General features: G+C 71.3%; 24 protein-coding genes, 1 tRNA gene and 1 pseudogene. 13 read left to right on the forward strand and 13 right to left on the reverse strand.

Features of this window, described 5'->3' with window-relative positions; all coding sequences use genetic code 11:
* The 5 genes from N5D62_RS00005 to N5D62_RS00025 all read left to right on the forward strand — a co-directional run.
* A partial coding sequence (locus tag N5D62_RS00005; protein ID WP_279755242.1) for an aminotransferase class IV occupies positions 1 to 343 on the forward strand: 343 nt, incomplete at its 5' end.
* 60 nt (positions 344 to 403) lie between these two features.
* Positions 404 to 619: a zinc-finger domain-containing protein gene (locus N5D62_RS00010; RefSeq protein WP_279755244.1), complete on the forward strand. Its 216-nt coding sequence runs from the start codon at positions 404 to 406 to the stop codon at positions 617 to 619.
* A gap of 55 nt (positions 620 to 674) precedes the next feature.
* Positions 675 to 1,136 (forward strand): nuclear transport factor 2 family protein, encoded by a 462-nt coding sequence (locus tag N5D62_RS00015; RefSeq protein ID WP_279755246.1) that lies wholly within the window; start codon positions 675 to 677, stop codon positions 1,134 to 1,136.
* Between the two features lie 11 nt (positions 1,137 to 1,147).
* Positions 1,148 to 2,170, forward strand: coding sequence for an alpha/beta fold hydrolase (locus N5D62_RS00020; RefSeq protein WP_279755248.1), 1,023 nt, complete (start codon positions 1,148 to 1,150; stop codon positions 2,168 to 2,170).
* A 28-nt stretch (positions 2,171 to 2,198) separates the two neighbouring features.
* The gene (locus N5D62_RS00025; protein WP_279755250.1) at positions 2,199 to 2,747 is read left to right on the forward strand and encodes a DUF2946 family protein; all 549 of its coding nucleotides are present in this window, start codon (positions 2,199 to 2,201) and stop codon (positions 2,745 to 2,747) included.
* 98 nt (positions 2,748 to 2,845) lie between these two features.
* Here N5D62_RS00025 and N5D62_RS00030 read toward each other — a convergent pair whose 3' ends face one another.
* Positions 2,846 to 3,442, reverse strand: coding sequence for a c-type cytochrome (locus N5D62_RS00030; protein ID WP_279755252.1), 597 nt, complete (start codon positions 3,440 to 3,442; stop codon positions 2,846 to 2,848).
* A 250-nt stretch (positions 3,443 to 3,692) separates the two neighbouring features.
* Here N5D62_RS00030 and N5D62_RS00035 point away from each other — a divergent pair.
* Positions 3,693 to 3,767: transfer RNA gene (locus N5D62_RS00035), tRNA-Arg, on the forward strand.
* A gap of 84 nt (positions 3,768 to 3,851) precedes the next feature.
* Here N5D62_RS00035 and N5D62_RS00040 read toward each other — a convergent pair.
* The 3 genes from N5D62_RS00040 to N5D62_RS00050 form a co-directional block, all read right to left on the reverse strand.
* Positions 3,852 to 4,361: an SgcJ/EcaC family oxidoreductase gene (locus tag N5D62_RS00040; protein WP_347881794.1), complete on the reverse strand. Its 510-nt coding sequence runs from the start codon at positions 4,359 to 4,361 to the stop codon at positions 3,852 to 3,854.
* A gap of 159 nt (positions 4,362 to 4,520) precedes the next feature.
* Positions 4,521 to 5,210, reverse strand: a complete 690-nt coding sequence (locus tag N5D62_RS00045) for a response regulator transcription factor (protein WP_279755254.1) — start codon at positions 5,208 to 5,210, stop codon at positions 4,521 to 4,523.
* A 41-nt stretch (positions 5,211 to 5,251) separates the two neighbouring features.
* Complete coding sequence (locus N5D62_RS00050; RefSeq protein WP_279755256.1) at positions 5,252 to 6,853, reverse strand: ATP-binding protein; 1,602 nt, start codon at positions 6,851 to 6,853, stop codon at positions 5,252 to 5,254.
* A 251-nt stretch (positions 6,854 to 7,104) separates the two neighbouring features.
* Between N5D62_RS00050 and N5D62_RS00055 the strand changes: the two genes are divergently transcribed.
* The 3 genes from N5D62_RS00055 to N5D62_RS00065 are packed head-to-tail and all read left to right on the forward strand — an operon-like array spanning position 7,105 to position 8,994.
* Positions 7,105 to 7,680 (forward strand): hypothetical protein, encoded by a 576-nt coding sequence (locus tag N5D62_RS00055; protein ID WP_279755258.1) that lies wholly within the window; start codon positions 7,105 to 7,107, stop codon positions 7,678 to 7,680.
* On the forward strand, positions 7,670 to 7,966 hold the full coding sequence (locus tag N5D62_RS00060; protein ID WP_279755259.1) for a hypothetical protein: 297 nt from the start codon (positions 7,670 to 7,672) through the stop codon (positions 7,964 to 7,966). The genes N5D62_RS00055 and N5D62_RS00060 overlap by 11 nt, the downstream gene beginning before the upstream one ends.
* Before the next feature lie 50 nt (positions 7,967 to 8,016).
* Entirely contained in the window at positions 8,017 to 8,994 is a 978-nt protein-coding gene (locus N5D62_RS00065) for an NAD-dependent epimerase/dehydratase family protein (RefSeq protein WP_279755261.1), read from the forward strand.
* A 23-nt stretch (positions 8,995 to 9,017) separates the two neighbouring features.
* Here N5D62_RS00065 and N5D62_RS00070 read toward each other — a convergent pair whose 3' ends face one another.
* From N5D62_RS00070 to N5D62_RS00105, 8 genes and pseudogenes are all read right to left on the reverse strand, one after another.
* The gene (locus N5D62_RS00070; protein WP_279755263.1) at positions 9,018 to 10,571 is read right to left on the reverse strand and encodes a methyl-accepting chemotaxis protein; all 1,554 of its coding nucleotides are present in this window, start codon (positions 10,569 to 10,571) and stop codon (positions 9,018 to 9,020) included.
* Between the two features lie 116 nt (positions 10,572 to 10,687).
* Entirely contained in the window at positions 10,688 to 12,178 is a 1,491-nt protein-coding gene (locus tag N5D62_RS00075; protein ID WP_279755265.1) for a hypothetical protein, read from the reverse strand.
* Between the two features lie 2,133 nt (positions 12,179 to 14,311).
* Positions 14,312 to 14,500: pseudogene (locus N5D62_RS28270) on the reverse strand (hypothetical protein); the annotation flags it as partial.
* Between the two features lie 43 nt (positions 14,501 to 14,543).
* The gene (locus tag N5D62_RS00085) at positions 14,544 to 15,224 is read right to left on the reverse strand and encodes an ATP-binding cassette domain-containing protein (RefSeq protein WP_279755267.1); all 681 of its coding nucleotides are present in this window, start codon (positions 15,222 to 15,224) and stop codon (positions 14,544 to 14,546) included.
* The gene (modB, locus tag N5D62_RS00090) at positions 15,221 to 15,889 is read right to left on the reverse strand and encodes a molybdate ABC transporter permease subunit (RefSeq protein WP_279755269.1); all 669 of its coding nucleotides are present in this window, start codon (positions 15,887 to 15,889) and stop codon (positions 15,221 to 15,223) included. The genes N5D62_RS00085 and modB overlap by 4 nt, the downstream gene beginning before the upstream one ends.
* Before the next feature lie 22 nt (positions 15,890 to 15,911).
* Positions 15,912 to 16,631, reverse strand: coding sequence for a molybdate ABC transporter substrate-binding protein (gene modA, locus N5D62_RS00095; protein ID WP_279755595.1), 720 nt, complete (start codon positions 16,629 to 16,631; stop codon positions 15,912 to 15,914).
* Positions 16,632 to 16,914: 283 nt separating this feature from the next.
* Positions 16,915 to 17,238 (reverse strand): LysR family transcriptional regulator, encoded by a 324-nt coding sequence (locus N5D62_RS00100; protein ID WP_279755596.1) that lies wholly within the window; start codon positions 17,236 to 17,238, stop codon positions 16,915 to 16,917.
* Between the two features lie 103 nt (positions 17,239 to 17,341).
* Positions 17,342 to 19,468 (reverse strand): diguanylate cyclase, encoded by a 2,127-nt coding sequence (locus N5D62_RS00105; RefSeq protein ID WP_279755270.1) that lies wholly within the window; start codon positions 19,466 to 19,468, stop codon positions 17,342 to 17,344.
* 235 nt (positions 19,469 to 19,703) lie between these two features.
* Here N5D62_RS00105 and N5D62_RS00110 point away from each other — a divergent pair, with 235 nt between their 5' ends.
* The 4 genes from N5D62_RS00110 (at position 19,704) to N5D62_RS00125 (ending at position 23,845) form a co-directional block, all read left to right on the forward strand.
* Positions 19,704 to 21,134, forward strand: a complete 1,431-nt coding sequence (locus tag N5D62_RS00110; RefSeq protein ID WP_279755272.1) for a circularly permuted type 2 ATP-grasp protein — start codon at positions 19,704 to 19,706, stop codon at positions 21,132 to 21,134.
* A gap of 79 nt (positions 21,135 to 21,213) precedes the next feature.
* On the forward strand, positions 21,214 to 22,182 hold the full coding sequence (locus N5D62_RS00115) for an alpha-E domain-containing protein (protein ID WP_279755274.1): 969 nt from the start codon (positions 21,214 to 21,216) through the stop codon (positions 22,180 to 22,182).
* A 34-nt stretch (positions 22,183 to 22,216) separates the two neighbouring features.
* On the forward strand, positions 22,217 to 23,059 hold the full coding sequence (locus N5D62_RS00120) for a transglutaminase family protein (RefSeq protein ID WP_279755275.1): 843 nt from the start codon (positions 22,217 to 22,219) through the stop codon (positions 23,057 to 23,059).
* 51 nt (positions 23,060 to 23,110) lie between these two features.
* A complete protein-coding gene (locus N5D62_RS00125; RefSeq protein WP_279755277.1) occupies positions 23,111 to 23,845 on the forward strand; it encodes a proteasome-type protease in 735 nt (244 codons plus the stop codon).
* Positions 23,846 to 23,891: 46 nt separating this feature from the next.
* Here the strand turns inward: N5D62_RS00125 and N5D62_RS00130 are convergent, their stop codons facing one another.
* Entirely contained in the window at positions 23,892 to 24,377 is a 486-nt protein-coding gene (locus N5D62_RS00130; RefSeq protein ID WP_279755279.1) for a nuclear transport factor 2 family protein, read from the reverse strand.
* Positions 24,378 to 24,418 lie beyond the last annotated feature (41 nt).

Here is a 24,418-nt window from a genome sequence, read left to right on the forward strand (position 1 = left end):
GGGCGCCGGCGAGAACCTGTTCATCATCAAGAACGGCGTCGTCTACACGCCGGACCTGTCGGCGGGCGCGCTCAACGGCATCACCCGCAACACCATCTTCGCGATCTGCCAGGACCTGGGCCTGAAGCTCGTCGAGAAGCGCATCACCCGCGACGAGGTCTACATCGCCGACGAGGCCTTCTTCACCGGCACCGCCGCGGAAGTCACGCCGATCCGCGAGCTCGACCGCCTGGAGATCGGCATCGGCAGCCGCGGCCCGATCACCGAGAAGATCCAGACGGCCTTCTTCGACATCGTCAACGGCCGCAATCCCAAGTACGCCCACTGGCTGACGCCGGTCTGATCGGGGTCGCCCCCGTCGGAACGATCCGCCCGCCCCTCGCCAGCCTTCAAGAACAAGATCATGAGCGCCAACACCTCCCCCAAGGCCACCGTCGAAGTCACCGCCCAGGACCTGCAAGGTCCGGGCGTGGTCTTCTGCCCGAATCCCAAGATGCCGCTGTGGAGCAACCACCCGCGCGTCTACATCGACCTGAGCCATGCCGGCGAAGGCGCCTGCCCGTACTGCGGCACGCTGTACAAGCTCAAGGCCGGCGAGGTCCTGCCTTCCGGCCACTGATCCGGCGGGGCCGGGTCCGGCCCTTGCCCGTTCGCCTGAACAAGGAACGAGACCCATGGTGCGCAAGCCTCAGACCGCCCTGCTGCTGGCCTCCCCGGAGGACACCGAAGCGCAGTTCTACGAGGCCTTGCAGGCCGGCGACCTGGAACGGCTGATGGCCGTCTGGGGCGACGAGGACGAGGTCTGCTGCGTGCATCCGGGCGGGCCGCGCGTCGTCGGCGCGGCAGCCATCCGGGCGAGCTTCGAGGAGATCTTCTCGCGCGGCTCGGTGCCGGTGCATCCGGAGTGCCAGCGCAAGCTGGTCGCGGGCGACACGGCGATCCACCAGGTGCTGGAGCGGGTCGAGATCACCGACGAGGACGGCATCCAGAGCGCCTGGGTCGTCGCCACCAATGTCTACCTGAAGACGGCGCTGGGCTGGCGCATGGTCGCGCACCATGCGAGCCCCGGCACGTCGCAGGACGTGAAGCAGGAGCTGTCGATCGTGTCCGTGGGCGCGCCGACGACCCTGCACTAAGAGGTCCGCGCATGCAGTACCAGGCGCCTCCCTGGTTGCCCGGAGGCCATGCCCAGACGATCTGGCCCGCGCTGTTCGCGCGGCGCTTCGACGGCTCGCCGCCGCGGTTCCGCCGCGAGCGCTGGGAGACGCCGGACGGCGATTTCGTCGATGTCGAGCACCTCGTCGATGACGCCCCGGCGCCGGGTGCCCATCCCTCCTCCCATTCATCCGCCTCCCCCTCCGCCGCCGGGGCGGAGCGCCCGCTGCTGGTGCTCTTCCACGGCCTGGAAGGCTCGGTCGAGAGCCAGTACGTCCAGGCCTTCGCCGCGGTCGCGCGCCGGCGCGGCTGGGCCTTCGCGATGCCCTACTTCCGAGGGTGCTCGGGGGAGCTCAACCTCGCGCCGCGGGCGTATCACTCGGGCGACTACGTCGAGATCGGCTGGATGCTCGCGCAGCTGCGCGCGATGCACCGCGGACCGATCGTCGCGGCCGGCGTCTCGCTGGGCGGCAACGCGCTGCTGCGCTGGGCCCAGGAGGCCGGCGAGAGCGCCGCGGCGACGGTGAAGGCGGTGTGCTCGATCTGCTCGCCCATCGACCTGACCGCCGCCGGCCATGCGATCGGCCAGGGCTTCAACAAGCTGGTCTACACCCGGATGTTCCTGCGCACGATGGTGCCCAAGGCGCTGAACAAGCTGAAGCAGCACCCGGGCCTCTTCGACGGCGAGCGCTTGCGCCGCGTGCGCAACCTCTATGAGTTCGACAACATCTTCACCGGGCCGCTGCACGGCTTCCGGGACGTCGACGATTACTGGCTGCGGGCCTCGGCCAAGCCACACCTGGCGCGGATCCGCGTGCCGGCGCTGGTGCTGAACGCGCGCAACGATCCGTTCGTGCCAGCCCGCAGCCTGCCCGCGCAGGGCCATGTCGGGCCGCACGTGACCCTGTGGCAGCCGCGCGACGGGGGCCATGTCGGCTTCCCGTCGGGCCGGCCCCCGGGCCATGTGCGCACGATGCCGGAGCGGGTCACCGACTGGCTGGCGATGCGGCTCTGAGCCGCGCAGGACAACCGGGAGAGCGCCGATGGACGCGATCGTCGAAGCCGCGCTGAAGAAGTGGCCCAACGTGCCGCATTGCTACGGCTGGCTGGCGCTGGACGCGCGCGGCGACTGGTACATGCGCGACGAGCGCATCCAGGCCGCGGGCTCGTTCCCGCGCGTGAAGGGCAGCCGCATCGTGCACGACAAGCTGATCGGCTTCATCGACCGCAACTACGGCGTCGACGACCAGGGCGCCTGGTTCTTCCAGAACGGCCCGCAGCGGGTGTACGTGCAGCTCGAGGCCGCGCCCTGGGTGTGGCGGCTGCAGCCGGACGGCCGCGTGCTGAGCCACACCGGGCGCGAGGCCCGCGTGGCCGGCGCGGTGCTGGACGAGGCGGACCGGTTGTTCCTGGAGACCGACCTCGGGCTGGGCCTGGTGCACACGCAGGACATGGGCCCGGCGGCGGACGCCATCGAGTCCGGCCGCTGGGCGATGACGAACGCGACGCATGCCGAGCTCGTCGCGCGCCATGGCGTGGTGCTGGAACCGCTCGATCCGAAGGCGGCCCGCGGCGATCCCGGCAAGGCCTGACCCCACGGAAGGAGGCCTCCGAGCGAGGGCCCCCTTTCAGGCGTCCAAGAAAAAAGCCGACCCTCGGGTCGGCTTTCGTGCGTCTGGCGGTCGCTTGTTTATTGCGAGGCGCCGGAGGCCGGGGCCGAGGCGCCTTCGGCCCCGGAGGCCGCGGCGGCGGGCAGCTTGGGGTCGTCGAACTTGGCGCCGCCCTGGTTGGCCATGTAGACGACGGCGCGGGAGATCTCGAAGTCGGAGAAGTCGCCGCCGCCCTGCGGGCCCATGTTGCCCTTGCCCTTGAGCGCGGAGTGCACCAGCGTGTCGAAGCCGGTCTTCACGCGCGGGCCCCAGGCGTCGTGGTCGCCGAGCTTGGGCGCGCCGGCGGCGCCGGTGGCGTGGCAGGCCGAGCACTGGGCCTGGAAGACCTGTTCGCCGCTCTTCATCGCGGCGGGGTTGGAGAGGTCCTTGAGCTCGATCGCGCCGATGCGCTGGATGCGGGTGGCGACGGCCTCCTCGTCCAGGCCGGTGGAGCCGGCGGCGGGCTTGATCTCGCTGGAGACGTAGTTCGCGAGCATCACGATGACGACGATCGGGATCAAGAACGCAAAGAAGACCGCGACGGCCAGTTGCTTGGGTGTCTTGATGGGGCCCTCGTGGGCATCGTGACCTTCAGCGTGCGTGTCCTGGGCGTTGGCGTGGTCCTGGGTTCCGCTCATGAATTCCTCGTGGATCGAATCGAATACGGCAGAAGCGAGTCCGTTTTTCTCGGGGCTCCGGATGGCGGATCGCCCTCGGAAAACCGGACCGGGGAACAGCAAATCGGCGCAGTATAGCCAGCCCCCCGGCGGCCCACCCTGGGGCTTTCGTCAAGGTGGGCGCGGACCCGCGGGCGGTCCTCGCGCTGAAGAGATTCGCGAGCTCGCGTCGAGGTGCCTCGGAACAAGGCTAGAATCCGCGCTTCCCATGGCGACCGTGGTGAAGTGGATATCATTGGGCCCTCCGAAGGCTTAGTCGCAAGTTCGATTCTTGCCGGTCGCACCAGAATGAAAAGAAGCCGGTTGTCACTCGCGTGGCAACCGGCTTCTGTCTTTGGCGGCCCGCGCCGGGAGGCGCGCGCCGCGGGCGTCACTTGGACTCGGGCATCGCGGACGAGTGGTGATGCGCGATCAGCCACTTGCCGTCTTTCCACTCGTACACGTAGGTGTAGCGCGCCTTGACCTGGCTGCCGTCCGAGAAGCGGAAGGTGTAGGTGCCGACGTCCTGCGCGATGTTGCAGTCGATCTTGATCGTGCGCTTGTCGATGGTGCCCTGCGGCTTCTTCTGCAGGAACTTGACGAAGTAATCGCGGATCTCGGCCGGCGAGGTGCGCGGCTCGTTGGTGACGGTGGGCAGCAGCACCGCGTCGGTCGCGTAATTGGCGGTGACCTTGTCCGGATCCAGCGTCGCGAGCGAGGCGTTCCAGCGGTCGAAGAGCCCCGCGATCTGCGCCGTGCTCGTCTTGGCGCAGCTCATCGGCTTGCCCGCCGCGTGGTCGTGCTCATGTCCGTGGGCCAGCACCGGACCGGCGGCGGCCAGGGCCAGCGCGGCCAGCGCGCCGCGGGTGGAGAAGGAGCGGAAGGTGAGGAATGCGGTCATCGTCAAGGTTCCTGTTCATGGAGGGACTCGCCGGAGTCGCCGCGGGATCGCGGGCAGTTCCCGGCTGTCGAACAGATTCTTGAGACCGGAGATGAACGGCCGCCTCGCGCGCGATGAACCGTCGATGAGCGCCGGATGAACAGGCGATGAACAGCCGCGTCACTCGGCGCTGTCGTCGAGCCGGTAGCCCAGGCCCCGCACGGTCTTGAGCAGCGGCAGCGCATGGCCCGCGTCGATCTTGGCGCGCAGCCGGCGCACGTAGACGTCGACGATGTTGGTCAGCGGATCGACGGTCACGCCCCAGACGTTGGACAGGATGCGTTCGCGGCTGAAGAGCCGGCCCGGCGCGCTCATCAGCAGTTCCAGGAAGGCGAGTTCCTTGGCGGTCAGCGCGAGCTGGCGGCCGGCGCGGCTGACCCGCATCTGCTCGCGGTCGAGTTCCAGGTCCGCGACCCGCAGCAGCACCGCCTCGACCCGCTGGTCGCGGCCGCGCCGCTGGAGCGCGACGATGCGGGCGAGCAGTTCCTCGAAGTCGAAGGGCTTGGTCAGGTAGTCGTCGGCGCCCAGACGCAGGCCGCGCACCTTGTCGCCGGTGCCGTCCATCGCGGTGAGCATCAGGATCGGCACGTGGCAACCCTCCGCGCGCAAGGTCTGGCACAGGTCCAGGCCGCCCAGGCCAGGCAGCATCAGGTCCAGGATCACGAGGCCCGGGTCGCCGGCGCGCACGCGCTCGAGGCCGTCCGGGCCGGTGGCGGCGACCTCGACGGTGTAGCCCTCGGCGGCGAGGCCGCGGGAGAGGAAGTCGGCGATGCGGGCGTCGTCCTCGATGACGAGCAGGTGTCGGTTCATGGCGGGACGGGTCTCCGGGGGAACTGGAACGGGAGCGGGCGCTAGGCGGGCCGCGAGAACGGCAGCAGCAGGTGGACGGCGGTGCCGGCGTCGACGCGGCTGTCGATCTCGATGCGGCCGCCATGGGCGTCGAGGATGGACTTCGCGATGGACAGGCCGATGCCGGTGCCGTCGGCGCGATGGCGGCGCGCGCGCTCGCTGCGGACGAAGCGCTCGAACACCTGGCCGAGTTCCTCGGGCGGAATGCCGATGCCGTCGTCGCGCACGGTCAGCGCGAGGTCGTCGCCCCGCAGGTCCCAGGCCACGCGCACCGCGCCATGGGGGCGGGAATAGCGGATCGCGTTGTCGACCACGATCATCAGCGCCTGGCGCAGCCGGATCGGATCGACGTGGACCTCGAGCGCCGCGGGCACCGGCATCGCCTCGAGCCGCTGGTGATGCGCGGCGGCCAGCGCCTGCGCCTGCGCGATCACGCCGTCCAGCAGCGGCGCCAGCGCGACGCGCTCCGGCACGATGTCGAGCTCGTCGGCCTCGGCGCGCGCGACCAGCATCAGGTCGTCGACCACCGCCGTGAGCTGCTTGACGGCCGAGACGATGCGGTCGAGCGCGCGCCGGTAGTCGGCCTCCGTCAGCGTCGATGCCCGCAGCGCGATGTCGGCCTCGCCGCGGATGACGGTGGCCGGGGTGCGCAGCTCATGGCCGAGGTCCGCGAAGAGCTGGCGCCGGCGCTGGTCGAGCCGCTGCAGCGTCTGGTGCGCGTCCTCGAGTTCGCGGGTGCGGGCGCGCACCTGGTCCTCGAGCCGGCGGCGCACGGCCTCGGCGGCCTCGCGATGGAGCTGCAGTTCCTGGGCCATCGCGTTGAAGCGCGCGGCCACGCGGTCGAACTCGTCGCCCGAGCCTACGGGGATGCGGTGGTCGAGGCGGCCCGCCTGCAGCGCCTGCGTGCCTTCGAGCAGCGCGTCCAGCGGCCGCTTGAGGCGACGGCTCAGGTGCAGGTAGAGGCCGAGCGCCAGCGCGAAGGTGACGCCGACCATGGCCACGGCCTGCTGGCGCAGCCGGCGGATGCCGTCCTCGGTGGCGGCGCGGGCGATGGGCACGGCGCGGCGCTGGCCGTCGATGGCGCCGTTGAGCAGGTCGCGCAGGTCGCGGCCGTGGGACATGTCGAAGACCTGGTTGAGCTCGAGCCAGACGGCGTCGAAGCTGCCGTGGTCCTCATGCGGCCGCAGCTGCCGCAGCTGGCCGCGCAGCTGGGCGATGTGGTCGCCGAGCAGGTCGCTGATGTCGACGAGCCGCGCGACGCCGTCGGGCACCGGCGCGCCGTCGCGCGCGGCGAGTTCCTGCCAGGACTCGAGATGGCGGCGGGACATCTCCGACAGGCGCCGCGCGCTGGCGTCCATCGCGTCGAGCAGCCGTTCGCGGGTCGCGTCCTGGGCGCCGGCGCCCATCACCTGCTGGGCGGCCCAGTTGCGCAGGCGCTGCTTGTTGGCGGAGAGATCGAGCAGCTCGGACAGCAGGTCGCTGGTCAGGCGGCTGTGGCCCGCGTAGCGGTCCACGCGGATGGCGCCCCAATGGACGAAGGCCGCCTGCACGCAGACCAGCGCGAGCATGGCCACCAGGGCCAGGGTCAATCGGTGCCGGTACATGCGGCGGGATTCTAGGAACGACGGCCGACGCGGCGGGGGCGTTCATCTGCGGTTCATGTGGGGCGGTGGCCGATGCGGTGCTGGCGACGACGACGAAAGGGGGAGACGCCACGCAAACTCGCTCATCCGGATGCCGCCATTTGTGCGATTGCTCATCGAACGCATTTCTCTAGAGTCGCTGGCCTCGGCGCTCGTCGACATCGCCCGGGGGCGGAACGTCGGCAGGCGTCATCACGATGGGAGGTCGATGGATGGAGTTGCTCAAGGAAAACTGGATCCGGCTCGCCTATGGCGCGGTCAGCATCTGCATCGCGTGGGCCGCCTACAGCTTTCGCGTCGAGGTCCTGTCGGACAAGGACACCTTCGACCGCTTCGCCTACATCGGCGGCGTCGCCACCTTCATCGGACTGCTGATCACGGTGTCCGAGGTGCTGCACGCCATCGGCATCTCCAAGGGCATCCGGGCGGAGGCCCGCGCCTTGCTCGCCGAAGCGCGCAAGATCGACCGCGCGGCGCTGTTCAGCGAGTGCCTGCTGATGATTGATCGGATCAACGACGACCTCATCGGCGGGCGGTTCTCTACCGCCTTGCAAGGGCTTCAACAGGTTCGTCGCTCCTTCCTCCGTGCCTCGACATCGAACAGCGGAACCGACCCGTTGTCGGCCAAGCTCGCCGGGGTGGAGGAGCTTCTACAAGGCTCGATTCGGATGGCGGCCATGGCACCCCGCTCCAAGCGCGATGCCGTCGAGATCCAGGAAGGACTGCTGGCCGCCAAGCAGATCCTTGAACACCTCATTGCCGGAAGGACCGACTCCCATGCTGCCTGACAAGATCCGTCGCTTCGTGTCGAAGCTGGTGCAGCGCACCGAAGCCGGGGAAATTCCTTGGGAGTACGACCTCTTCGACGCCGTCGCCTGGAGGGAAAAGGACTTCTCCGTCTCCCTCGAGTACTCGTTCGACGCCAAGAACGCCTGCGGCGTCTTTCGCTTCGTCTACCGTGACGCCGCAGGGCAACGCTATGAGTTCTACACGAATAGCGACTGCGACGACTACCCGATGACGAAGCACCTCTTCGACAGTGCCCAGGCGACCAAGATGGAACTTCCGTTCTAACGGCGGTGCGGAAGGATACTTCCCCGACAACCTCCTACCGTCGCCTCGCCATGCACCTGCTCATCCTCGGCGGCACCGTCTTCCTCGGTCGCCATGTCATCGATGCCGCGCTCGCGCGGGGTCACACGGTCACGATGCTGAACCGCGGGCGGCACGGCCCCGGGCTCTTCCCCGAGGTCGAACGCCTGGTCGGCGATCGCGACGGCGACATGAGCGCGCTGCGCGGACGCGTCTTCGACGCGGTCATCGACTGCTCCGCGTTCAATCCCGGACAGGTTGAGCGCACCGTCGCCGCGCTCGACACGGGGTCGCCGCATGTCGTGCTGGTCTCGTCGATCTCGGCCCACGGCACCTTCCCGCCGCATCGGACCTTCGACGAGTCCGCCCCGCTGATGGCCGGTCACGAGGGCTACGGTCCGCTGAAGGCCCGCGCGGAAGAGGCGCTCGCCAACGCGCTGCCCGATCGCCACGCCGTGGTGCGCCCCGGCCTGATCGTCGGTCCGCATGATCCGACCGGCCGCTTCACCTACTGGCCGACCCGCGTCGCGCGCGGCGGCAAGGTGCTCGCGCCCGGCCGGCCCGAGCGACCCGTGCAGGTCATCGACGCCCGCGACCTGGCCGCGTTCTGCATCGCGCTGGCGGAGGCCCGCGTCACCGGCGCGTTCAACGCCGTCGGCCCGCGCCTGCCGATGCAGGCGCTCCTCGACGCCTGCGTCCAGGCCGCGCCGGGCACCGACGCGCGCTTCACCTGGATGCCGGACGCCCAGTTGCTGGTGCTCGGCGTCGCGCCGTGGACGGGCTTGCCGCTCTGGCTGCCCGAGGACGATCCCCAGCATGGCGGCATGCTGCTGGGCGACAACGCCCGTGCGGTCGCCGCGGGCCTGCGCCCGCGCCCGCTGGCGGAGACCGTGGCGGACACGCTGGCCTGGGCGCTCGCGCCGCGCGAGCCGGGCTGGGACGCGTCGAAGCTCGTCGCGACCCTCGCTCCCGAACGGGAAAAGGAACTCCTCGCCGGCCGACACGGTTAAGCCGGCGACCGGGGCCGCGGTGCCTACCTCAGCCTGAACACCGCGATCGCCGTCGACAGCCGCTGCGACTGGTCCTTGAGGCTTTCCGCCGCCGAGGCGGCCTCCTCGACCAGCGCCGCGTTCTGCTGCGTCATCTGGTCCAGGTGACCCACCGCCGCGTTCACCTGGTTGATGCCGTCGCTCTGCTCCTGCGACGCCGCGCGGATCTCGGCAATGATGTCGGTCACCCGCTGCACGCTGGTCACGATGTCGGTCATCGTCGTGCCGGCGTCGCTCACCAGCCGCGACCCCGACTCCACCCGCTCCACGCTCGTCGCGATCAGCGACTTGATTTCCTTGGCCGCCTCCGCGCTGCGCTGCGCCAGCGAGCGCACCTCGCCGGCCACGACCGCGAAGCCGCGCCCCTGCTCGCCGGCCCGCGCCGCCTCCACCGCCGCGTTCAGCGCCAGGATGTTGGTCTGGAACGCGATGCCGTCGATCGTCCCGATGATGTCGGCGATGCGCCGCGAGCTGTCGCTGATCTCGCCCATCGTCGCCACCACCTGGCCCATCACCGCGCCGCCGCGTTGCGCCGTCTCGGCCGCGGAGCCGGCCAGCTGGTTCGCCGTCGTCGCCGCGTCCGCGGTCTGCCGCACCGTGCCCGTGAGCTGCGTCAGCGAGGCCGCCGCCTGCTGCAGGTTGGAGGCCGTCTGCTCCGTGCGCGCCGACAGATCCATGTTGCCGCTGGCGATCTCCGCGCTGGCCGTGCCGATGCTGTCCGTGGAACCGCGCACCTCGCCGATCAGCCGCAGCAGCGCGCCCTGCATCGCGTCCAGCGACTGCAGCAGCCGCCCGGTCTCGTCGCCGCCGGCCGCGTCGATGCGGCCGGTCAGGTCGAAGCGCGCGATCGCGTCCGCCACCTCCGCCGCCCGGCCCAGCGGCCCGGTGATCGAGCGCGTCAGCCACATCGCCAGCGCGCCGCCCACGACCAGCGCCACCACGCCGAACACCACCAGCGCGATGCGCGCCCGCTGGTTGGTTTCCGCCAGCGACTTCATCACGCCGTCGAGCTGGTCGCGCTGTTGCTGCACCACCTGGCGGATCGATTCCTTGTAGTCCTGCGCCGCGCCCTGGAAGCGCTCGTCGAAGATCTGCCGCGCGCGTGCCGCGTCGCCCTGCTTCTTGGCCTCGGCGATCGCGTCGCGCAGCGACAGGTAGCTCTTGCGCAGCTCGCCGATCCGCTCGAAGCTGGCGCGTTCCTCCGGCGTCGTCAGCAGCTTGTCGAGCTGCTGCTGCAGTTCGGTGGAGACCTTGGTCGACTCGGCCGCCGCCTGCGTGAAGAAGGTCGCCAGGCCCGCGTCGGCGCTGACCGCGATGGCGGTCGTGCGGGTCACGCCGTTGAACACGTTGCGGTACCAGTCCGAGGCGACGCGCTCGGTCACGATCGCGTCCTCGTACATCGCGGCCGTGCGCGTCGCGACGCGGTTCAAGCCCCAGTAGCCGAGCGCCGATCCGATCAGCGCGATCACCAGCACCCCCGCCTGGACAAGTCCCAGGCGGCGGCCGATGGATCCTCGGCCGGAGAAATTGGACGTCATGATGGGTGTCTCCTCGGACGCCAGCCCGAAGGGAGATCGGGCCCCCGGCGCCTGCGGGGATGTTGTCACGCCCGCGCGCGCGCCGCCAGAGCCGCCTCCCCCGGGACACCCCGGCCTCACTGGGGCTGCGCGCGACCCCGCTCCTCCTCGCGACGCGCGTCCGGACGCCGCTCGTCGGGATGGTGGCCGCCGTGCGGCTGCGCCGCGCTGGCCGCCGGATGGCGCGGCGGCGGCGCGGCCTCGCGGGCCTGCCGGTCCTCATGCCCGCGCGGCGCCTGGCGTTCCTCGCGCGGCGGCGGCAGCGGGCGCTCGTCACGCGGGGGTGGCAACGGACGCTCGTCGCGTCCGTGCTGCGGCGGACGTCCTTCGCCCGCATCGCGGCCATGCGGGTGCTCGACCGCCTGGGCCCGCGCGCGGTCTTCCGCAGCCTGTTCCCTCGCCTGATCGCGTGCTTGGTCTCGCGCCTGTTCTCGCGTCTGGTCGCGTGCCTGTTCCCGCGCCTGATCCCGGAATCGATCGTGGTTCAGGTCCTGCGGTGCCCGCTGCGGCGGCTGCGCCAACGGCGGCGACGCCGGGAGTCCGTGCTCCGCCGGGGCCGATGGCGCGGGCGGCGTCATGTGGGCCATCGGCGCCGGCGGGGTCGACGGCGGCGCGACCGACGGCGGCTGGCCCGGCGCCTGGCCCGGCCGGGGCATCGGCGACGCGGCGGCACGCGCCGGCATGTAGGCGGGGACCGGCGTCGCGCTGGCCGGCACCGGCGCCGGCGCGCGCACCACCGCCGGCATCGCCGCGGCCAGGTGCGCCTCGGCCGGCACGTTGCCCTGGAACGCCTTGCCGTTGGCGGTCGAGCTGGCCGGCGCCACGATCGTCACGTTGGTGATGTTGTTGGTGACGTTCTGGACATTGCGGACGTTGGTGACGTTCGTCGTGTTGTGCACGTCGACGTTGTTGATCGTCGTGTTGTGCTGGATGCGCATGCCGATGTTGGTCACCGGCGGCGCGCTGACGACGACCGCCGGCGGCGTGCCGATCGGCGCCGGCACGATCAGCCCGGCGCGCGAGCCCGGAGGCGGCGGCACGAACACACCCATCGGCCCGACCGGCCGCGCCCCGCCGCCGATGGCCACCTCCACCGACAGGTGCAGCCCCGGCGGCGGCGGCACGAAGGCCACGCCATGCGCGGCCCAGAAGCCGGACACGAAGACCACCGCGCCGTCGCGATGCTCGTAATAGGGCTGGACCCACACGTAGTCCGGCCGCGGCGGCGGGCTCCAACGGCCCGCGCACCACACCCAGCGGCCCTGCCACCCCCAATAGCCGCCGGTCCAGACCGCGCCCGGGAAGGGCCGTGGCGGCGGCACCTCGACCAGCATCGCGGGCGGCGCGACGTCGACGAACACCGGCTCCGGCTGGACCAGCGGCGGCTCGACATACACGCTGACCACCGGCGCGGCGGGCGGCGGCGGGGGCGGCGTCCACACCGGCGCGGGCGGGTACGCCGCGTCGACGCGGAGGGCGGCGTGGCGCGGTTCCGCGCATCCCGCGAGTTGCGTGACGAGGGTCGCGGCGGCAACCGCGGCCAGGGTGACATGAAGGACTTGGCGCATGGACTTCGTGGAGGAGTGAGCTCTCCCGCCCAACGAGGGACATCCCCGCGCGTTGACCCGACGGAGCGCTTTGCGTGTCCAGCGGTAAGGCGAATCAAGATCGGGTCAAGCGCCGATGACATCGGCGTTCACGCCTGCCACCGCGCTCACGCGGCCCTCACGCCGCGTTCAGATCCGCGGCACCAGGCGCACGAGCGGCACTGGTCGCGGCGACACGTCCTCGAGCGATCTCGGCCGGGTCGATCCCCGCATCGGCGGCGTCGCCTTGCCGATCTGGACGAGCCCGTCCAGCACGCGCTGGGCTTCTGCGCGATTGGGCGCACGGTCCTTGTAGCCCGTTGCATCGTTCAGCAGCCAGAGCCAGGATCCCGTCGCCCGGGCGGTCTCGGCCAGATCGACACAGGCCGGCTGCATCGTTCCCAGGAAGGTGGTCAGCCGGACGCGGCGCTGGTTCTCCCATCCACGCCCCTGCTCGCGGCCCGCGGGATGGAAGCGCCCGATCAACCGATGCGCCGCCATCTCGCCGGCCAGCGCCAACGCGCCGATGGTCTCCTCCGACATGCGCAGGTTGAGCCCGCCCTCATCGGGCCGTTGGCTGATCTGCACGATGCGGTCGCGATATCCCGGCGCGGGGAACGCGATCTGGTCGCGCCAGTTCTGCATCGTGCCGACGATGCTCCACAGGAAGGACGCCAACCCCGCTGCGGGGGACTTCGCCCGCTCGGCCGGGGGCCGCGATTCCCAGTCCGGCACCAGGTCCGGCTCCGGCCAGTGCTGCAGGTGGCCGCCCTGGTTGTCGTGGGGCAGGTAGATGCGCCCGCCCGTGTTCTCCGGGTTCTCCGGCCGCTCCCGGTCGATGGGGACGTCCGGATGCGGCGCCTTGAGGTTGATCGCGAAACCGGGATGACGCGGCAGCAGCGCGTCGAACATGTGCAGCGGCATGTTGCTGCCGATGCCGCCGTCGGAGAACCAGACCTTGGTGGCACGCACGCGATGGCGGGCCGCATCCCTCCCCGCATCCTCGTAGGCCTTCTCCTGCGCCACGTTGTGGGCGAGCGACCGGTCGACCGCGTACAGCGGCACCGCCGACAGCAGCAGCGGGAAGCTCAGGCTCATGCGGATCGCCACCACGACCGGCAGGTCCCACTCCCGCGTCAGCGGCCGCAGCGGCGCTTGCGCGGCACTTTCCGCCGGCGCGCCGTAGTCCCCGGCGATCCGATCGCTGGCGCGCGCGAGCGCCGCCATGACCTCGGGCGGGAACAGCGCCGCCCACTCCACCGGGTCGTAATAGAAGGTGGGCGTCCCCTTGCGGAACGGGATGCTGTAGGCCATCTGCTGGCTGACCGCACTGGTCATCACCTCGAGGTGGATGCGCCGCTCGGGCGGGTCTTCGCCGCCCCACAGGTCGCCGAAGGTCAGCGGCGGTCCATCGGGGTCCAGCCCTGCCAGCTCGTTGAAGTAGCGATGCAGCCACGCCGTCAGGGCGTCCTGCCCGCTCGGGTCGCCCGCCTGGGTCAACCCGCTGCACAGTCCGTAGCCGTTGCCGCCGAGCCGGCGCAACAGGCCGCTGGCGAAGAACGCCAACGCCGCCACCGCATGGCACACGGCCAGCAGCGCGGCGACGATCAGCAGGCCGGAGCCCGCGTGGACCTGGACTCGGCTCGCGTCCGAGCCCCACAGCGGCACCGTCAGGATGGTCGCGATCACACCGAGCCCCAACACCGACAACACCCCGCGCGGGCCCTCGTCGGCATGGACGACGGCCAGCCGCCACAGGACCACGCTGGTGGCGGCCTGCACCGCCGCGGCCGCGCCGATCAGACCCACCCAACCGGCGTCAGGCGTGATCTGTCGCAGGAACGGCGCCAACAGCAGCCCGCCGGCCACCGCCATCACGACGAACAGCCAGGCCTGCAGGCCCATCGCAGAAGCCAGCACGCTGGCTGCGGCGCTGCCCGCCGGCCGGCCCAGCGCCGACGCGAACGCCTCGAAATGGCGCCGCAGCGCCGGCACCGGCTGGAACAGCGTGAACAGGCGGCTCCGGTCGCCGCCCGCCGCCGTGGCCCCGAGTTCCTCGGGCAGGTCCGCCAGCCGCTCGAAGGCGCCAGGGTTCCCGTGCTGCCGCCCGTACTCGGCCGCGGCGCTCGCGCCGGCCGCGATCGCGCCCGCCGAGGTGCCGCCGATGTTCTTGAAGACGTAGCGCCGGGCCAGTCCCGCGACCAGCCGCGGATAGATCACGCCGCTGGTGATGCCGCCCTTCATGACGAGGTCGCAATGCGCGACCTGGTCGCCCTCCCCTTGCCGCTGGTCGTCGCGTTCCATGGCGCCCGATTCTGGGCGAAAGGCACGACAGCCGATGACAGGATCAGCCCGGAGCGCCGTCCTGCCACACGACCCCGTCGCGCAGCCGCACGCGGTGGTCGCCGAAGCGCGCCACGTCCTCGGGATCGTGCGTGATCATCAGCATCGGCATGCCGATGCGCTCGAGCAGCGTGTCCAGCTCCGCGCGCATGCGCCCGCGCAGTTCCGGGTCGAGCGCCGAGAACGGCTCGTCCAGCAGCAGCGCGCGCGGTCCGTTGACCAGCGCGCGGGCCAGCGCGGTGCGCTGGCGCTGGCCGCCCGAGAGCTGGTGCGGCCGCTGCTGCGCGACGCGTTCCAGTTCGAAGGCCTGGATCCAGCGGTCCACCGCCTCGCCGCCGGCCTGCCGGGACGGATTGAGCCAGCCGCGCTGCAGCCCGAAGGCGATGTTCTGCCGCACCGTCAGGTGGGGGAACAGCGCGTAGTCCTGGAACAGGTAGCCCAGCCGCCGCTCGCGGGCCGGCACGTCGATGCGCAGGCCGCTGTCGAAGACCGGCTGGCCGTCGACGTGGATCGTGCCCTCGTCGGGCGTGAGCAGCCCGGCGATCGCCTGCAGCGTCAGGCTCTTGCCGGCGCCCGACGGTCCATGGATCACGGTGCGCCGCGCGTCGGTGCTGAACGCCACGTCCAGCGCGAATCGCCGGCCGCCGCCCTCGACCTGCTTGCGGATGCGGACCTCGAAGCTCATGGCGCGGCCTTCGGTCCGGCCAGCCGCCCGGCGGCCAGCAGCACCACGATGCAGGTCAGCGACACGATCAGCACCAGCAGGTTGGCGGTGTCGTCCTGGCCGGCCTGCACGGCCTCGTACACCGCCACCGACAAGGTCTGCGTCTTGCCCGGGATGCTGCCCGCGACCATCAGCGTGGCGCCGAACTCGCCCAGCGCGCGGGCGAAGGCCAGCAGCACGCCGGCCAGCACGCCGCGCCAGGCCATCGGCAGCGTGACGCGGAAGAACAGCGCCGCCTCGCCCAGGCCGAGCACCCGGCCGGCGCGCTCGAGCTGCGGGTCGACCCCTTCGAAGGCCGCGCGGGCCGACTTCATGACCAGCGGGAAGGCGACGATGGTCGCGGCGATCACCGCGCCCTGCCAGGTGAAGATCAGGTTGATGCCGAAGGTCTCCCACAGCCAGCCGCCCAGCCAGCCGCGCTTGCCGATCACGACCAGCAGGTAGTAGCCCAGCACCGTCGGCGGCAGCACCATCGGCAGCGTCAGCACCGCGTCCAGCAGCTCCCGTCCCGGGAAACGCAGCCGCGCCAGCGCGAAGCCCGCGCCGACGCCCAGCACCAGGTTGAGCGCCGTGGCCCAGCCCGCGACCTTCAGCGACAGCGCCAGCGCGACCCAGGCCGGTTCCACGTGCGTCGCCGCTCCCGCGCGATCAGGGCTTCTGGAAGCCGTACTTGGCCAGCACCGCCTGGCCGGCCGCCGAGGCGACGAAGTCCAGGAACTGCTTGCCGCCCTCGGCGTTCGGTCCGCCGTTGGTCACGGCGATCGGGTAGGAGATCGGCGTCTCGGTCGGCACGCTGAAGAGGATGCGGACCTTGTCCTTCTGCACGAAGGCGTCGGTGGCGTAGACGAAGCCGGCCTCGGTCTCGCCGCGCGACACGTAGTCCAGCGCCTGGCGGACGTTCTGCGCGTAGACCGCCTTGGGTTCGACGGCGGCCCAGAGGTTGGCCTTCTCGAGCGCGCCCTTGGCGTAGCGGCCGGCGGGCACGCCCTCGGGCTTGCCGATGGCGATGCGCTTGACGCTGGGCTGCTGCAGGTCGGCCAGCGACGTGAGGGCCACGCCCTGCTCGGCGGGCGTGATGACGACCAGCGCGTTGGCGACGAAGTTGCGGCGCGTGCCGTCGACCAGCAGTTTCTGCTGCTGGGCCTTGTCCATGATTTCCTGGTCGGCGGAGGCGAACACGTCGACCGGCGCGCCCTTGGCGATCTGCGCCAGCAGCGCGTCGGAAGCGGCGAAGTTGAACTGCACCTTGGTGCCGGGATGGGCGGCCTCGAAGGCGGGCGCGAGTTCCTTGAAGGCGTTGGTCAGGCTGGCGGCGGCGGAGACGGTGACGTCGGCGGCGTGGGCCAGGGACAGGCTGCCGGCGGCCATGAGGGCCAGCGCGAACAGCGTGGCGCGGCGGGCGATCTTCATCGGGCGAATGGAACGCATGGCGGATCCCTCTCTCGTTGGCCGAGTCGGCGACAGGAAGGGTCGCAATATATCGCAGGACATTGCGCAACCTCGAACCGGACCTGCCTCCCCGCACACCATTCGCCCGAGGTCCTGGGTGTCTCGAAGCCGGCGGCGCCGGTGCCCCTCGGAGCGAATTCCGAGCGTGCGGAGGAGATTGAGCGAAGAGGGGCACCGGCGCCGCCGGCTTGGGCTCGGTCTCTCAGGACGCTAGCAGCTTCATCAGCTGCCGGATGTCGGCCTTGCAAGCGTCGAGCGCGGTGGCCTCGATCCGCCGGTAGAGCGCGATCACGGTGCGGCCGGTATCGGTGAGCACGCTGCCCCCGCCCTTGGCTCCGCCGGCGGCGGTGGCGACGGCGGGTTCCTTGAGCGCGTGGTTGATTTCGTCGATCAGCAGCCAGGCGCGGCGGTAGGACATGTCCAGCGACTTGGCCGCCGCCGTGATCGAGCCGGTGGCGTCGAGCGCCTCGAGCAGGTCGATCTTGCCGGGGCCGATCGCGATGACGTCACCGACGGTGACGCGCATGCGGAGCTTGAGGGTGGCCTTGGGCGTGGCGGGAGCGGGAGCGGGGATCGGACGTGCGGCCATGGCGGGGATTACACCTCGGATCGTGACGCGGGCGAGCGGGTCAGCCGGCCACCCGCCAGCGGCCGCGCCCCTCCGACTTGGCGCGGTAGAGGGCGTCGTCGGCGCGTCCGAGCAGGGCGACCTCGCCTTCCGGTCCGCCGTCGTGGCAGGCCACGCCGATGCTGGTGGACAGCTGCAAGGCCTGTCCCTGCAGCGTCAGCGGCGCTGTCACCGCGACCAGCACCTTCTCCGCGACGAGCGCCGCCTCGTCGGAGCCGTGCAGGTTCTCCACGATCAGCACGAACTCGTCGCCGGCCAGGCGGCAGAGCTGGTCGGTCTCGCGGATCGTGCCGCGGACGCGCTCGGCGAAGGTCTTCAGCACCGCGTCGCCGGCCGCGTGGCCCAGCGAATCGTTGATCTGCTTGAAGTGGTCCAGGTCCATGAACATCAGCGCCATCGTCCGCTGGCTGCGGCGCGCGCGGGCCAGCGCCTCGGACAGGCGGGACTCGAACTGGCGGCGGTTCGGCAGCCCGGTCAGCGGGTCGAGGCGGCTGAGCTGGTCCAGCTCGCGCTCGACCTGCTTGAACGCGGTGATGTCGGTGGCCAGCGTGTAGACGCCGGCGACGCTGCCGTCGGCGCGGAAGTCCGGCACGTACTCGGCCAGCAGGTCGCGCGCGACGCCGTTGGTCTCCGAGCGCGTCTCGAAACGCTGCCGCACGCCGGCCAGCGCGGCCTTCAGGTGCGGCAGCCGCTGCGCGTGCAGCACCGGTCCGACCACGTCCAGCAGCGGCCGGCCCAGCGCGTCCTCGGTCGACATGCCCATCCAGGCGCGGAAGGTCGCGTTGAGGAAACGCAGCCGCTCCTCCGCGTCGATGTAGGAGATCAGCACCGGCAGGTTGTCGGCGATCGTGCGCAGGCGGCGCTCGCTCGCTTCCTGCTGGAGCATCGCGTCGTGCAACTCCAGCGTGCGCGCCTGCACCCGCAACTCCAGCGACGCGTTGAGCTGCGCCAGCGAGCGGTCCTGCTCCGCCTGGCGCCGGGCCAGGTCGCTCAGCGCCTGGGACAGCAGCGCCGCCTCGCGGTAGCCGCCGACGGCGGGCAGCGCGTCCTCGCTCAGGTGGCGGCGCTGGCTGATCGCCGTGGCCAGCTCGTACAGCGGCCGGCTCATCCGGCGCGCCAGCCACCAGCTCAGCGGCACCGCCGCGGCCAGCAGCAGCACGGCGCTCAGCACGATCTGGCGGCGCAGCTGGTAGTAGTCGGCCAGCGCGACGGCCACCGGCTGCCGCACCAGCACCGTCCAGCCCAGTCCGGGGTACGGGCCGTAGCCCTGGCTGGGCACGCTGACGGCGAAGTAGTCCACGCCGTCGACCTCGTGGTGGCGCAGGCCCTGGCCGTGCTCGGCGCCGATCGGCATCTTCTTGCCCTCCAGGTCCGAGGGCCCGAGGATCACCGCGCCGTCCTTGCCCAGCACCAGCGCGTCGGCCTGGTGCGAGGCCATCGTCGCGTCGATCAGCTCGCTCTTGATCTGGCGCGCCCAGCCCCAGCTCAGGTGCACGCCGAAGACGCCGCGCAGCTGCCCGCGCCCGTCCAGCAGCGGCACCGCGAAGTCGACGAAACGCCAGGGCTCGTTCTGGCGCGGCAGCAGCTTCTCCAGCAGCAGCGCGGCGTGCACGTCGCCGACGAAGGGCTGGCCGGTCTTCGCGCCCTGCCACCACGGCCGCTTGGACACATCGACGCCGTCCAGCAGCCCGCCGGCCGCGGCCAGCACCTTGCCCTTGGCGTCGGTCACGCCCAGCCAGGCGAAGTGGTCGAAGCCGACCTGCACCTGGTCCAGCGCGCGGCGCATGCCTTCGGGGTCCTCGAAGCGGCCGAAGGGCTCGAGCTGCGCCAGCACCCGGACTTCCTTGAACTGCTGCGCCATGCCGCGGTCCAGCGCGTCGCGGAAGTCCATGGCGACCTGGCGCAGCGACTCGATCGCGCGGCGCTCGGCATGGGCGCGGGCGAAGTTCTCGATCAGCAGCGCGGAGATCAGCAGCGCCACCGCCACCGCGCCGAGCACCATCACGGTGAGCCAGCGGCGCAGCGACGCCCGGGAGCCGCGCGGCGGCACGAACGCGTCGGCGGTGCCGGGCTGGGGGGTCGGCCGCTCGGCCAAGGCGGCCTCGGCGGCCGGGGCGTCGTTGTGCATCGCGGCATTCTGTGCGACCGCGGCGCGGCCGCGCAACGCGGGATAGTGCCACTGCACCAGAGCCGGGCAATGGAGGAACCTGCCCAGGCACCGTCGCGGGGCGGGCCGGGCAAGCGCACCAGAAGCGGTCACGCGAGGGCGCCGGCCGGCCCGCCGGCGCCGCCGGGCTGGGCACGGGCCTTGCAACCTGCCCCGCCGGGCCGCCGCCCGCAGGCGGCCCGACCCTGGAGACCCCATGCATGCGCTGACCCTTCCGGCCGCCGGCCACTACGACGAGATGCTGCTGCAAAGCGGCGCGATCCGGCCCAGCTACCAGGCCTTCGCCGACTGGCTGCACGCGCAGACGCCCGACGCGCTGGCCAAGAAGCGGGCCGAGGCCGACCTGCTCTTCCACAAGGTCGGCATCACCTTCGCCGTCTACGGCGACGAGGCCGGCGCCGAGCGGCTCATCCCCTTCGACACCGTCCCGCGCATCGTCCCGGCGGCGGACTGGCAGATGCTCGAACGCGGCCTGCGCCAGCGCGTCACCGCGCTCAACCGCTTCCTGTGGGACATCTACCACGACCACGAGATCGTGAAGGCCGGGCTGATCCCGGCCGAGCAGGTCTTCGCCAACGCCCAGTACCAGCCGGCGATGCAGGGGCTGGATCTGCCGCTGGGCATCTACGCCCACATCACCGGCGTGGACCTGATCCGGCATTCCGACGGCGGCTACTACGTGCTGGAGGACAACCTGCGCGTGCCCTCCGGCGTCAGCTACATGCTGGAGAACCGCAAGATGATGATGCGGCTCTTCCCGGAGCTGTTCGCGAAGTACTCGATCGCGCCGGTGGCGCACTACCCGGCGCTGCTGCTCAACACGCTGCGCCAGGCCAGCCCGGCGGACAACCCGACCGTGGTCGTGCTGACGCCGGGGCCGTTCAACTCGGCCTACTTCGAGCACGCCTTCCTGGCCCAGCAGATGGGCGTCGAGCTGGTCGAGGGCCAGGACCTCTTCGTCAAGGATGGCTTCGTGTTCATGCGCACGACGGTCGGCCCCAAGCGCGTGGACGTCATCTACCGCCGCATCGACGACGCCTTCCTCGACCCGCTGGCCTTCCGCGCCGATTCGATGCTGGGCGTGCCGGGGCTGCTGTCGGTCTACAAGCAGGGCCACGTGGTGCTGGCCAACGCGATCGGCACCGGCGTGGCGGACGACAAGTCCATCTATCCCTACGTGCCGGACATGGTCCGCTTCTACCTCGGCGAGGAGCCGATCCTGCACAACGTGCCGACCTGGCAGTGCCGCAAGCCCGAGGACCTCGACCACGTGCTGACCCACATGGCGGAACTGGTGGTCAAGGAGGTCCACGGCGCCGGCGGCTACGGGATGCTGGTCGGGCCGGCCGCGACGGCGGCGGAGGTCGCGGACTTCAAGGAACGCGTCAAGGCCGATCCTTCCAACTACATCGCCCAGCCGACGCTGTGCCTGTCGAGCTGCCCGACCTTCGTCGAGCGCGGCATCGCGCCGCGCCACATCGACCTGCGGCCCTTCGTGCTGTCGGGCCGCGAGGTCAACATGGTCGCCGGCGGCCTGACGCGCGTGGCGCTGAAGGCGGGCTCGCTGGTCGTCAATTCGTCCCAGGGTGGCGGCACCAAGGACACCTGGATCCTGGAGAGAACATGATGCCCCCACGCTCACTTCGTTCACTGCCCCCCAAGGGGGCGCCGTCCTCCCTTGGGGCGGCCCTGCGGGAGTCCGAAACATGTTGAGCCGCACCGCCGCCCAGCTCTACTGGATGAGCCGCTACATGGAACGCGCCGAGAACCTCGTGCGCATGCTCGACGTGACGCACTCGCTGTCGATGCTGCCGCAGTCGCGCGGCGCCGCCACCGAGCTGGCCGCGCCGCTGGCGATCACCGGCACGCTCGAGGCCTACCAGGCGCGCCATCCGCGCCTGAGCGCCGAGCTGCTGTTCCGCTTCATGGGACTGGACCTGGAGAACCCGGCCTCGGTGCTGTCGTGCATCCGCCAGGCGCGGGAGAACGCGCACGCGGTGCGCGGCCAGATCACCGCCGAGATGTGGGAGGCCATCAACACCAGCTGGCTGGAGGCGCGCGAGCTCGCGCGCAAGGGCGTGGCCGAGCCGTCGTGGTTCTTCGACTGGGTGAAGGAGCGCTCCCACCTGTTCCGCGGCGCGACCTACGGCACGCTGCAGCGCAACGACGCCTACTGCTTCATCCGGCTGGGCACCTTCGTCGAACGCGCCGACAACACGGCCCGGCTGCTGGACGTGAAGTCGCAGCTGATCTCGCCGGCGGTGGACACGCTGGCGCCGGTCGACGCGCCCAGCGAGAGCGCGCCCGACTTCTATGCGTGGAACGCGCTGCTGCGCTCGCTGTCGGCCTTCGAGGCGTACCACGCGGCCTACCGCGACAGCCTGAACGGCCGCCGCGTGACGGAGCTGCTGATCCTGCGTCCGGACGTGCCTCGCTCGCTGCGCGCGTGCTGCGACGAGATCCGCGCGGTGCTGCCGCAGATCGAGGCGCGCGGCGGCGCCGAGGACGCGGGCCGCATCGCCAAGCAGAGCGCCGGGCGGCTGGCGCTGCGACTGGAGTACGGCGCGGTGGACGAGATCCTCGACCAGGGGCTGCATCGGTGGCTGACGGGCTTCCTGGAGGACTCGGCGCGCTTGGGCCTGGACATCCAGCAGGCCTACTTCGAGGCGCAATGAACGCGTCGCAGGATCGCGCACCGGAGACACCGCCATGCATCTGCACATCTCGCACGAGACCGTCTACGACTACGACGCGCCGCTGGCGCGCAGCACGCAGTACCTGCGCCTGTCGCCGCGCCCGTCGCGCCGGCTGAAGCTGCTGCACTGGCGGCTGGAGCTGCCGGCGCCGGCGAGCAGCTGCCGCGACGCGTTCGGCAACACCATGCATGTGCTGAGCCTGGACGGCCCGCGGCGCGACATCGTGCTGCGCGCGATCGGCGAGGTCGACACCGGCGATGCGCCCCCCACGCCCGATCCCGAGGACGACCTGCCCGCGCCGCTGTTCCTGCGCGACAGCGTGCTGACGCGGGCGGACGAGGCGCTGCGGCGCTTCGCGGACGGATTCGCCGGCGCGGCGCGCGCCGATCCGCATGGCGCGCTGCTGGCGCTGATGGCGGCGATCGGCGAGCGCATGCCCTACCTGCGGGGCTACACCGACGCCGCGACGCCGGCGGCGGAGGCCTTCCAGACCGGACGCGGCGTCTGCCAGGACCATGCGCAGGTCTTCGTCTGCTGCGCGCGGCTGCTGGGGCTGCCGGCGCGCTACGTGTCCGGTTACCTGGCGACGGACGCCGAGCATGTGGCCAGCCACGCCTGGGCCGAGGTCCGCCTGCCCGATGCCGCCGCGGGCGACGCGCCGGCGCACGGCATGGCCGGCGGTTGGCTGGGTTACGACATCAGCAACCAGTGCCTGGCCGATGGCCGGCACGTGAAGCTGGCGATCGGCGCGGACTACCTGGACGCGTGCCCGGTGCGCGGCGTGCGCACCGGCGGCGGGCTGGAGACGATGCGCGCGGAAGTGCTCGTGAAACCCGGCACGCCCGATCAACAGTGAGCCCGCACCACGACGGCGCATCGACGGCCTGATGCGCTAACCTCCCGCCCCATGACTTACTGTGTTGCCATGCGGCTGCGTGCCGGCCTGCTGTTCGCGTCGGATTCCCGCACCAACGCGGGCGTGGACCACATCGCGACCTTCCGCAAGATGAATGTCTTCGAGCAGCCGGGCGAGCGCCTGATCACGCTGCTCAACGCCGGCAACCTGGCGACGACGCAGAGCGTGGTGAGCCTGCTGCGCCAGCGCGCGGCGGGCGCGGGTCCGCACCTGATGAACCTGGCGTCGATGTACGACGTGGCGGAGCTGGTGGGACGCACGCTCAAGGAAGTGGTCGCGCGCGACAGCGACGGCAACGGCCAGCTGAACCAGGGCGTGGACTTCGGCGCCAACTTCATCGTCGGCGGGCAGATCGCCGGCGAGGTGCCGCGCATCTTCCACGTCTACCCGCAGGGCAACTTCATCGAGGCGACGGAAGACACGCCCTACGTGCAGATCGGCGAATCCAAATACGGCAAGCCGATCATCGACCGCGTCATCGACTTCGACAGCTCGCTGGCCGAGGCGACGAAGTGCGCGCTGATCTCGTTCGATTCGACGATTCGCAGCAACCTGTCGGTGGGGTTGCCGATCGACATGCTGCTCTACCGCACCGACAGCTTCGCGCCGGCGCAGCCGCACCGGGTCACCAAGGACGATCCCTACTTCTCGACGATCAGCCAGGGCTGGGGCGCCGGGCTGAAGCGGGTGTTCGAGCAGCTGCCGGACGAGGACTGGTTCGCCTGAACGTCCCGGGGCGATCGGGCCACCGGCCGGTCGATGCGCCGGTGGATCAGGTCTTCCCGGCGTCCTTGCAGTCGCAGACGTCGGAGCCGTTGTCGAAGACGACGCGCCAGCGCCCATCGGGATCGCGGCGCCAGGTCGACGCGAAGCGCGCGACCAGCTTCCCCTTCACGTGCACGGGGCCGGTGCTGTAGCCGAGCTGCCCGTTGGGCAGCACCTCGACGAGGTCCGGTGCCCAGGAGAACGGCGCCTCCGGGGCGTCGAAGAAGCGTTTCCAGCTGGCGAGCACCGCGGCCCGGCCGCGCAGCGGCTTGCCGTCGTTGATGAAGACCGCGTCCTCGGCGACGAACTCGGCGAAGGCCTTGAAGTCGCGCCGGGCCATCGTCGCGGCGAAGGCGATCTCGGCCTCCCGGACCGGGTGGCCCTCGCCGCCGCCGGTCGGCGCCTCGCCCGCCGGAGCGGCCCTCGCGGTCGAGGCCCACGCGCCCGCGCCCAGCGCGAGCGTGGATCGGAGGATCGTGCGGCGGTCGGGCATGGCGGGCTCCTCGAAGTGCGACGAGGAGTCTAGGCCGCGCC

The sequence above is a fragment of the Mitsuaria sp. GD03876 genome (genome assembly GCF_029840635.1).
GTDB lineage: Bacteria > Pseudomonadota > Gammaproteobacteria > Burkholderiales > Burkholderiaceae_C > Roseateles.

What these genes read in the sequence shown, in the direction of transcription:
- N5D62_RS00060 (WP_279755259.1), top strand. Translation starts at nt 7,670, where the DNA reads ATGCTGCCTGACAAGATCCGTCGCTTCGTGTCGAAGCTGGTGCAGCGC.
- N5D62_RS00025 (WP_279755250.1), top strand. Translation starts at nt 2,199, where the DNA reads ATGGACGCGATCGTCGAAGCCGCGCTGAAGAAGTGGCCCAACGTGCCG.
- N5D62_RS00055 (WP_279755258.1), top strand. Translation starts at nt 7,105, where the DNA reads ATGGAGTTGCTCAAGGAAAACTGGATCCGGCTCGCCTATGGCGCGGTC.
- N5D62_RS00040 (WP_347881794.1), bottom strand. Translation starts at nt 4,361, where the DNA reads ATGACCGCATTCCTCACCTTCCGCTCCTTCTCCACCCGCGGCGCGCTG.
- N5D62_RS00130 (WP_279755279.1), bottom strand. Translation starts at nt 24,377, where the DNA reads ATGCCCGACCGCCGCACGATCCTCCGATCCACGCTCGCGCTGGGCGCG.
- N5D62_RS00050 (WP_279755256.1), bottom strand. Translation starts at nt 6,853, where the DNA reads ATGTACCGGCACCGATTGACCCTGGCCCTGGTGGCCATGCTCGCGCTG.
- modA (WP_279755595.1), bottom strand. Translation starts at nt 16,631, where the DNA reads ATGGCCGCCGGCAGCCTGTCCCTGGCCCACGCCGCCGACGTCACCGTC.
- N5D62_RS00120 (WP_279755275.1), top strand. Translation starts at nt 22,217, where the DNA reads ATGCATCTGCACATCTCGCACGAGACCGTCTACGACTACGACGCGCCG.
- N5D62_RS00065 (WP_279755261.1), top strand. Translation starts at nt 8,017, where the DNA reads ATGCACCTGCTCATCCTCGGCGGCACCGTCTTCCTCGGTCGCCATGTC.
- N5D62_RS00030 (WP_279755252.1), bottom strand. Translation starts at nt 3,442, where the DNA reads ATGAGCGGAACCCAGGACCACGCCAACGCCCAGGACACGCACGCTGAA.
- N5D62_RS00020 (WP_279755248.1), top strand. Translation starts at nt 1,148, where the DNA reads ATGCAGTACCAGGCGCCTCCCTGGTTGCCCGGAGGCCATGCCCAGACG.
- N5D62_RS00110 (WP_279755272.1), top strand. Translation starts at nt 19,704, where the DNA reads ATGCATGCGCTGACCCTTCCGGCCGCCGGCCACTACGACGAGATGCTG.
- N5D62_RS00075 (WP_279755265.1), bottom strand. Translation starts at nt 12,178, where the DNA reads ATGCGCCAAGTCCTTCATGTCACCCTGGCCGCGGTTGCCGCCGCGACC.
- N5D62_RS00015 (WP_279755246.1), top strand. Translation starts at nt 675, where the DNA reads ATGGTGCGCAAGCCTCAGACCGCCCTGCTGCTGGCCTCCCCGGAGGAC.
- N5D62_RS00125 (WP_279755277.1), top strand. Translation starts at nt 23,111, where the DNA reads ATGACTTACTGTGTTGCCATGCGGCTGCGTGCCGGCCTGCTGTTCGCG.
- N5D62_RS00115 (WP_279755274.1), top strand. Translation starts at nt 21,214, where the DNA reads ATGTTGAGCCGCACCGCCGCCCAGCTCTACTGGATGAGCCGCTACATG.
- N5D62_RS00085 (WP_279755267.1), bottom strand. Translation starts at nt 15,224, where the DNA reads ATGAGCTTCGAGGTCCGCATCCGCAAGCAGGTCGAGGGCGGCGGCCGG.
- N5D62_RS00045 (WP_279755254.1), bottom strand. Translation starts at nt 5,210, where the DNA reads ATGAACCGACACCTGCTCGTCATCGAGGACGACGCCCGCATCGCCGAC.
- N5D62_RS00070 (WP_279755263.1), bottom strand. Translation starts at nt 10,571, where the DNA reads ATGACGTCCAATTTCTCCGGCCGAGGATCCATCGGCCGCCGCCTGGGA.
- N5D62_RS00100 (WP_279755596.1), bottom strand. Translation starts at nt 17,238, where the DNA reads ATGCGCGTCACCGTCGGTGACGTCATCGCGATCGGCCCCGGCAAGATC.
- N5D62_RS00010 (WP_279755244.1), top strand. Translation starts at nt 404, where the DNA reads ATGAGCGCCAACACCTCCCCCAAGGCCACCGTCGAAGTCACCGCCCAG.
- N5D62_RS00105 (WP_279755270.1), bottom strand. Translation starts at nt 19,468, where the DNA reads ATGCACAACGACGCCCCGGCCGCCGAGGCCGCCTTGGCCGAGCGGCCG.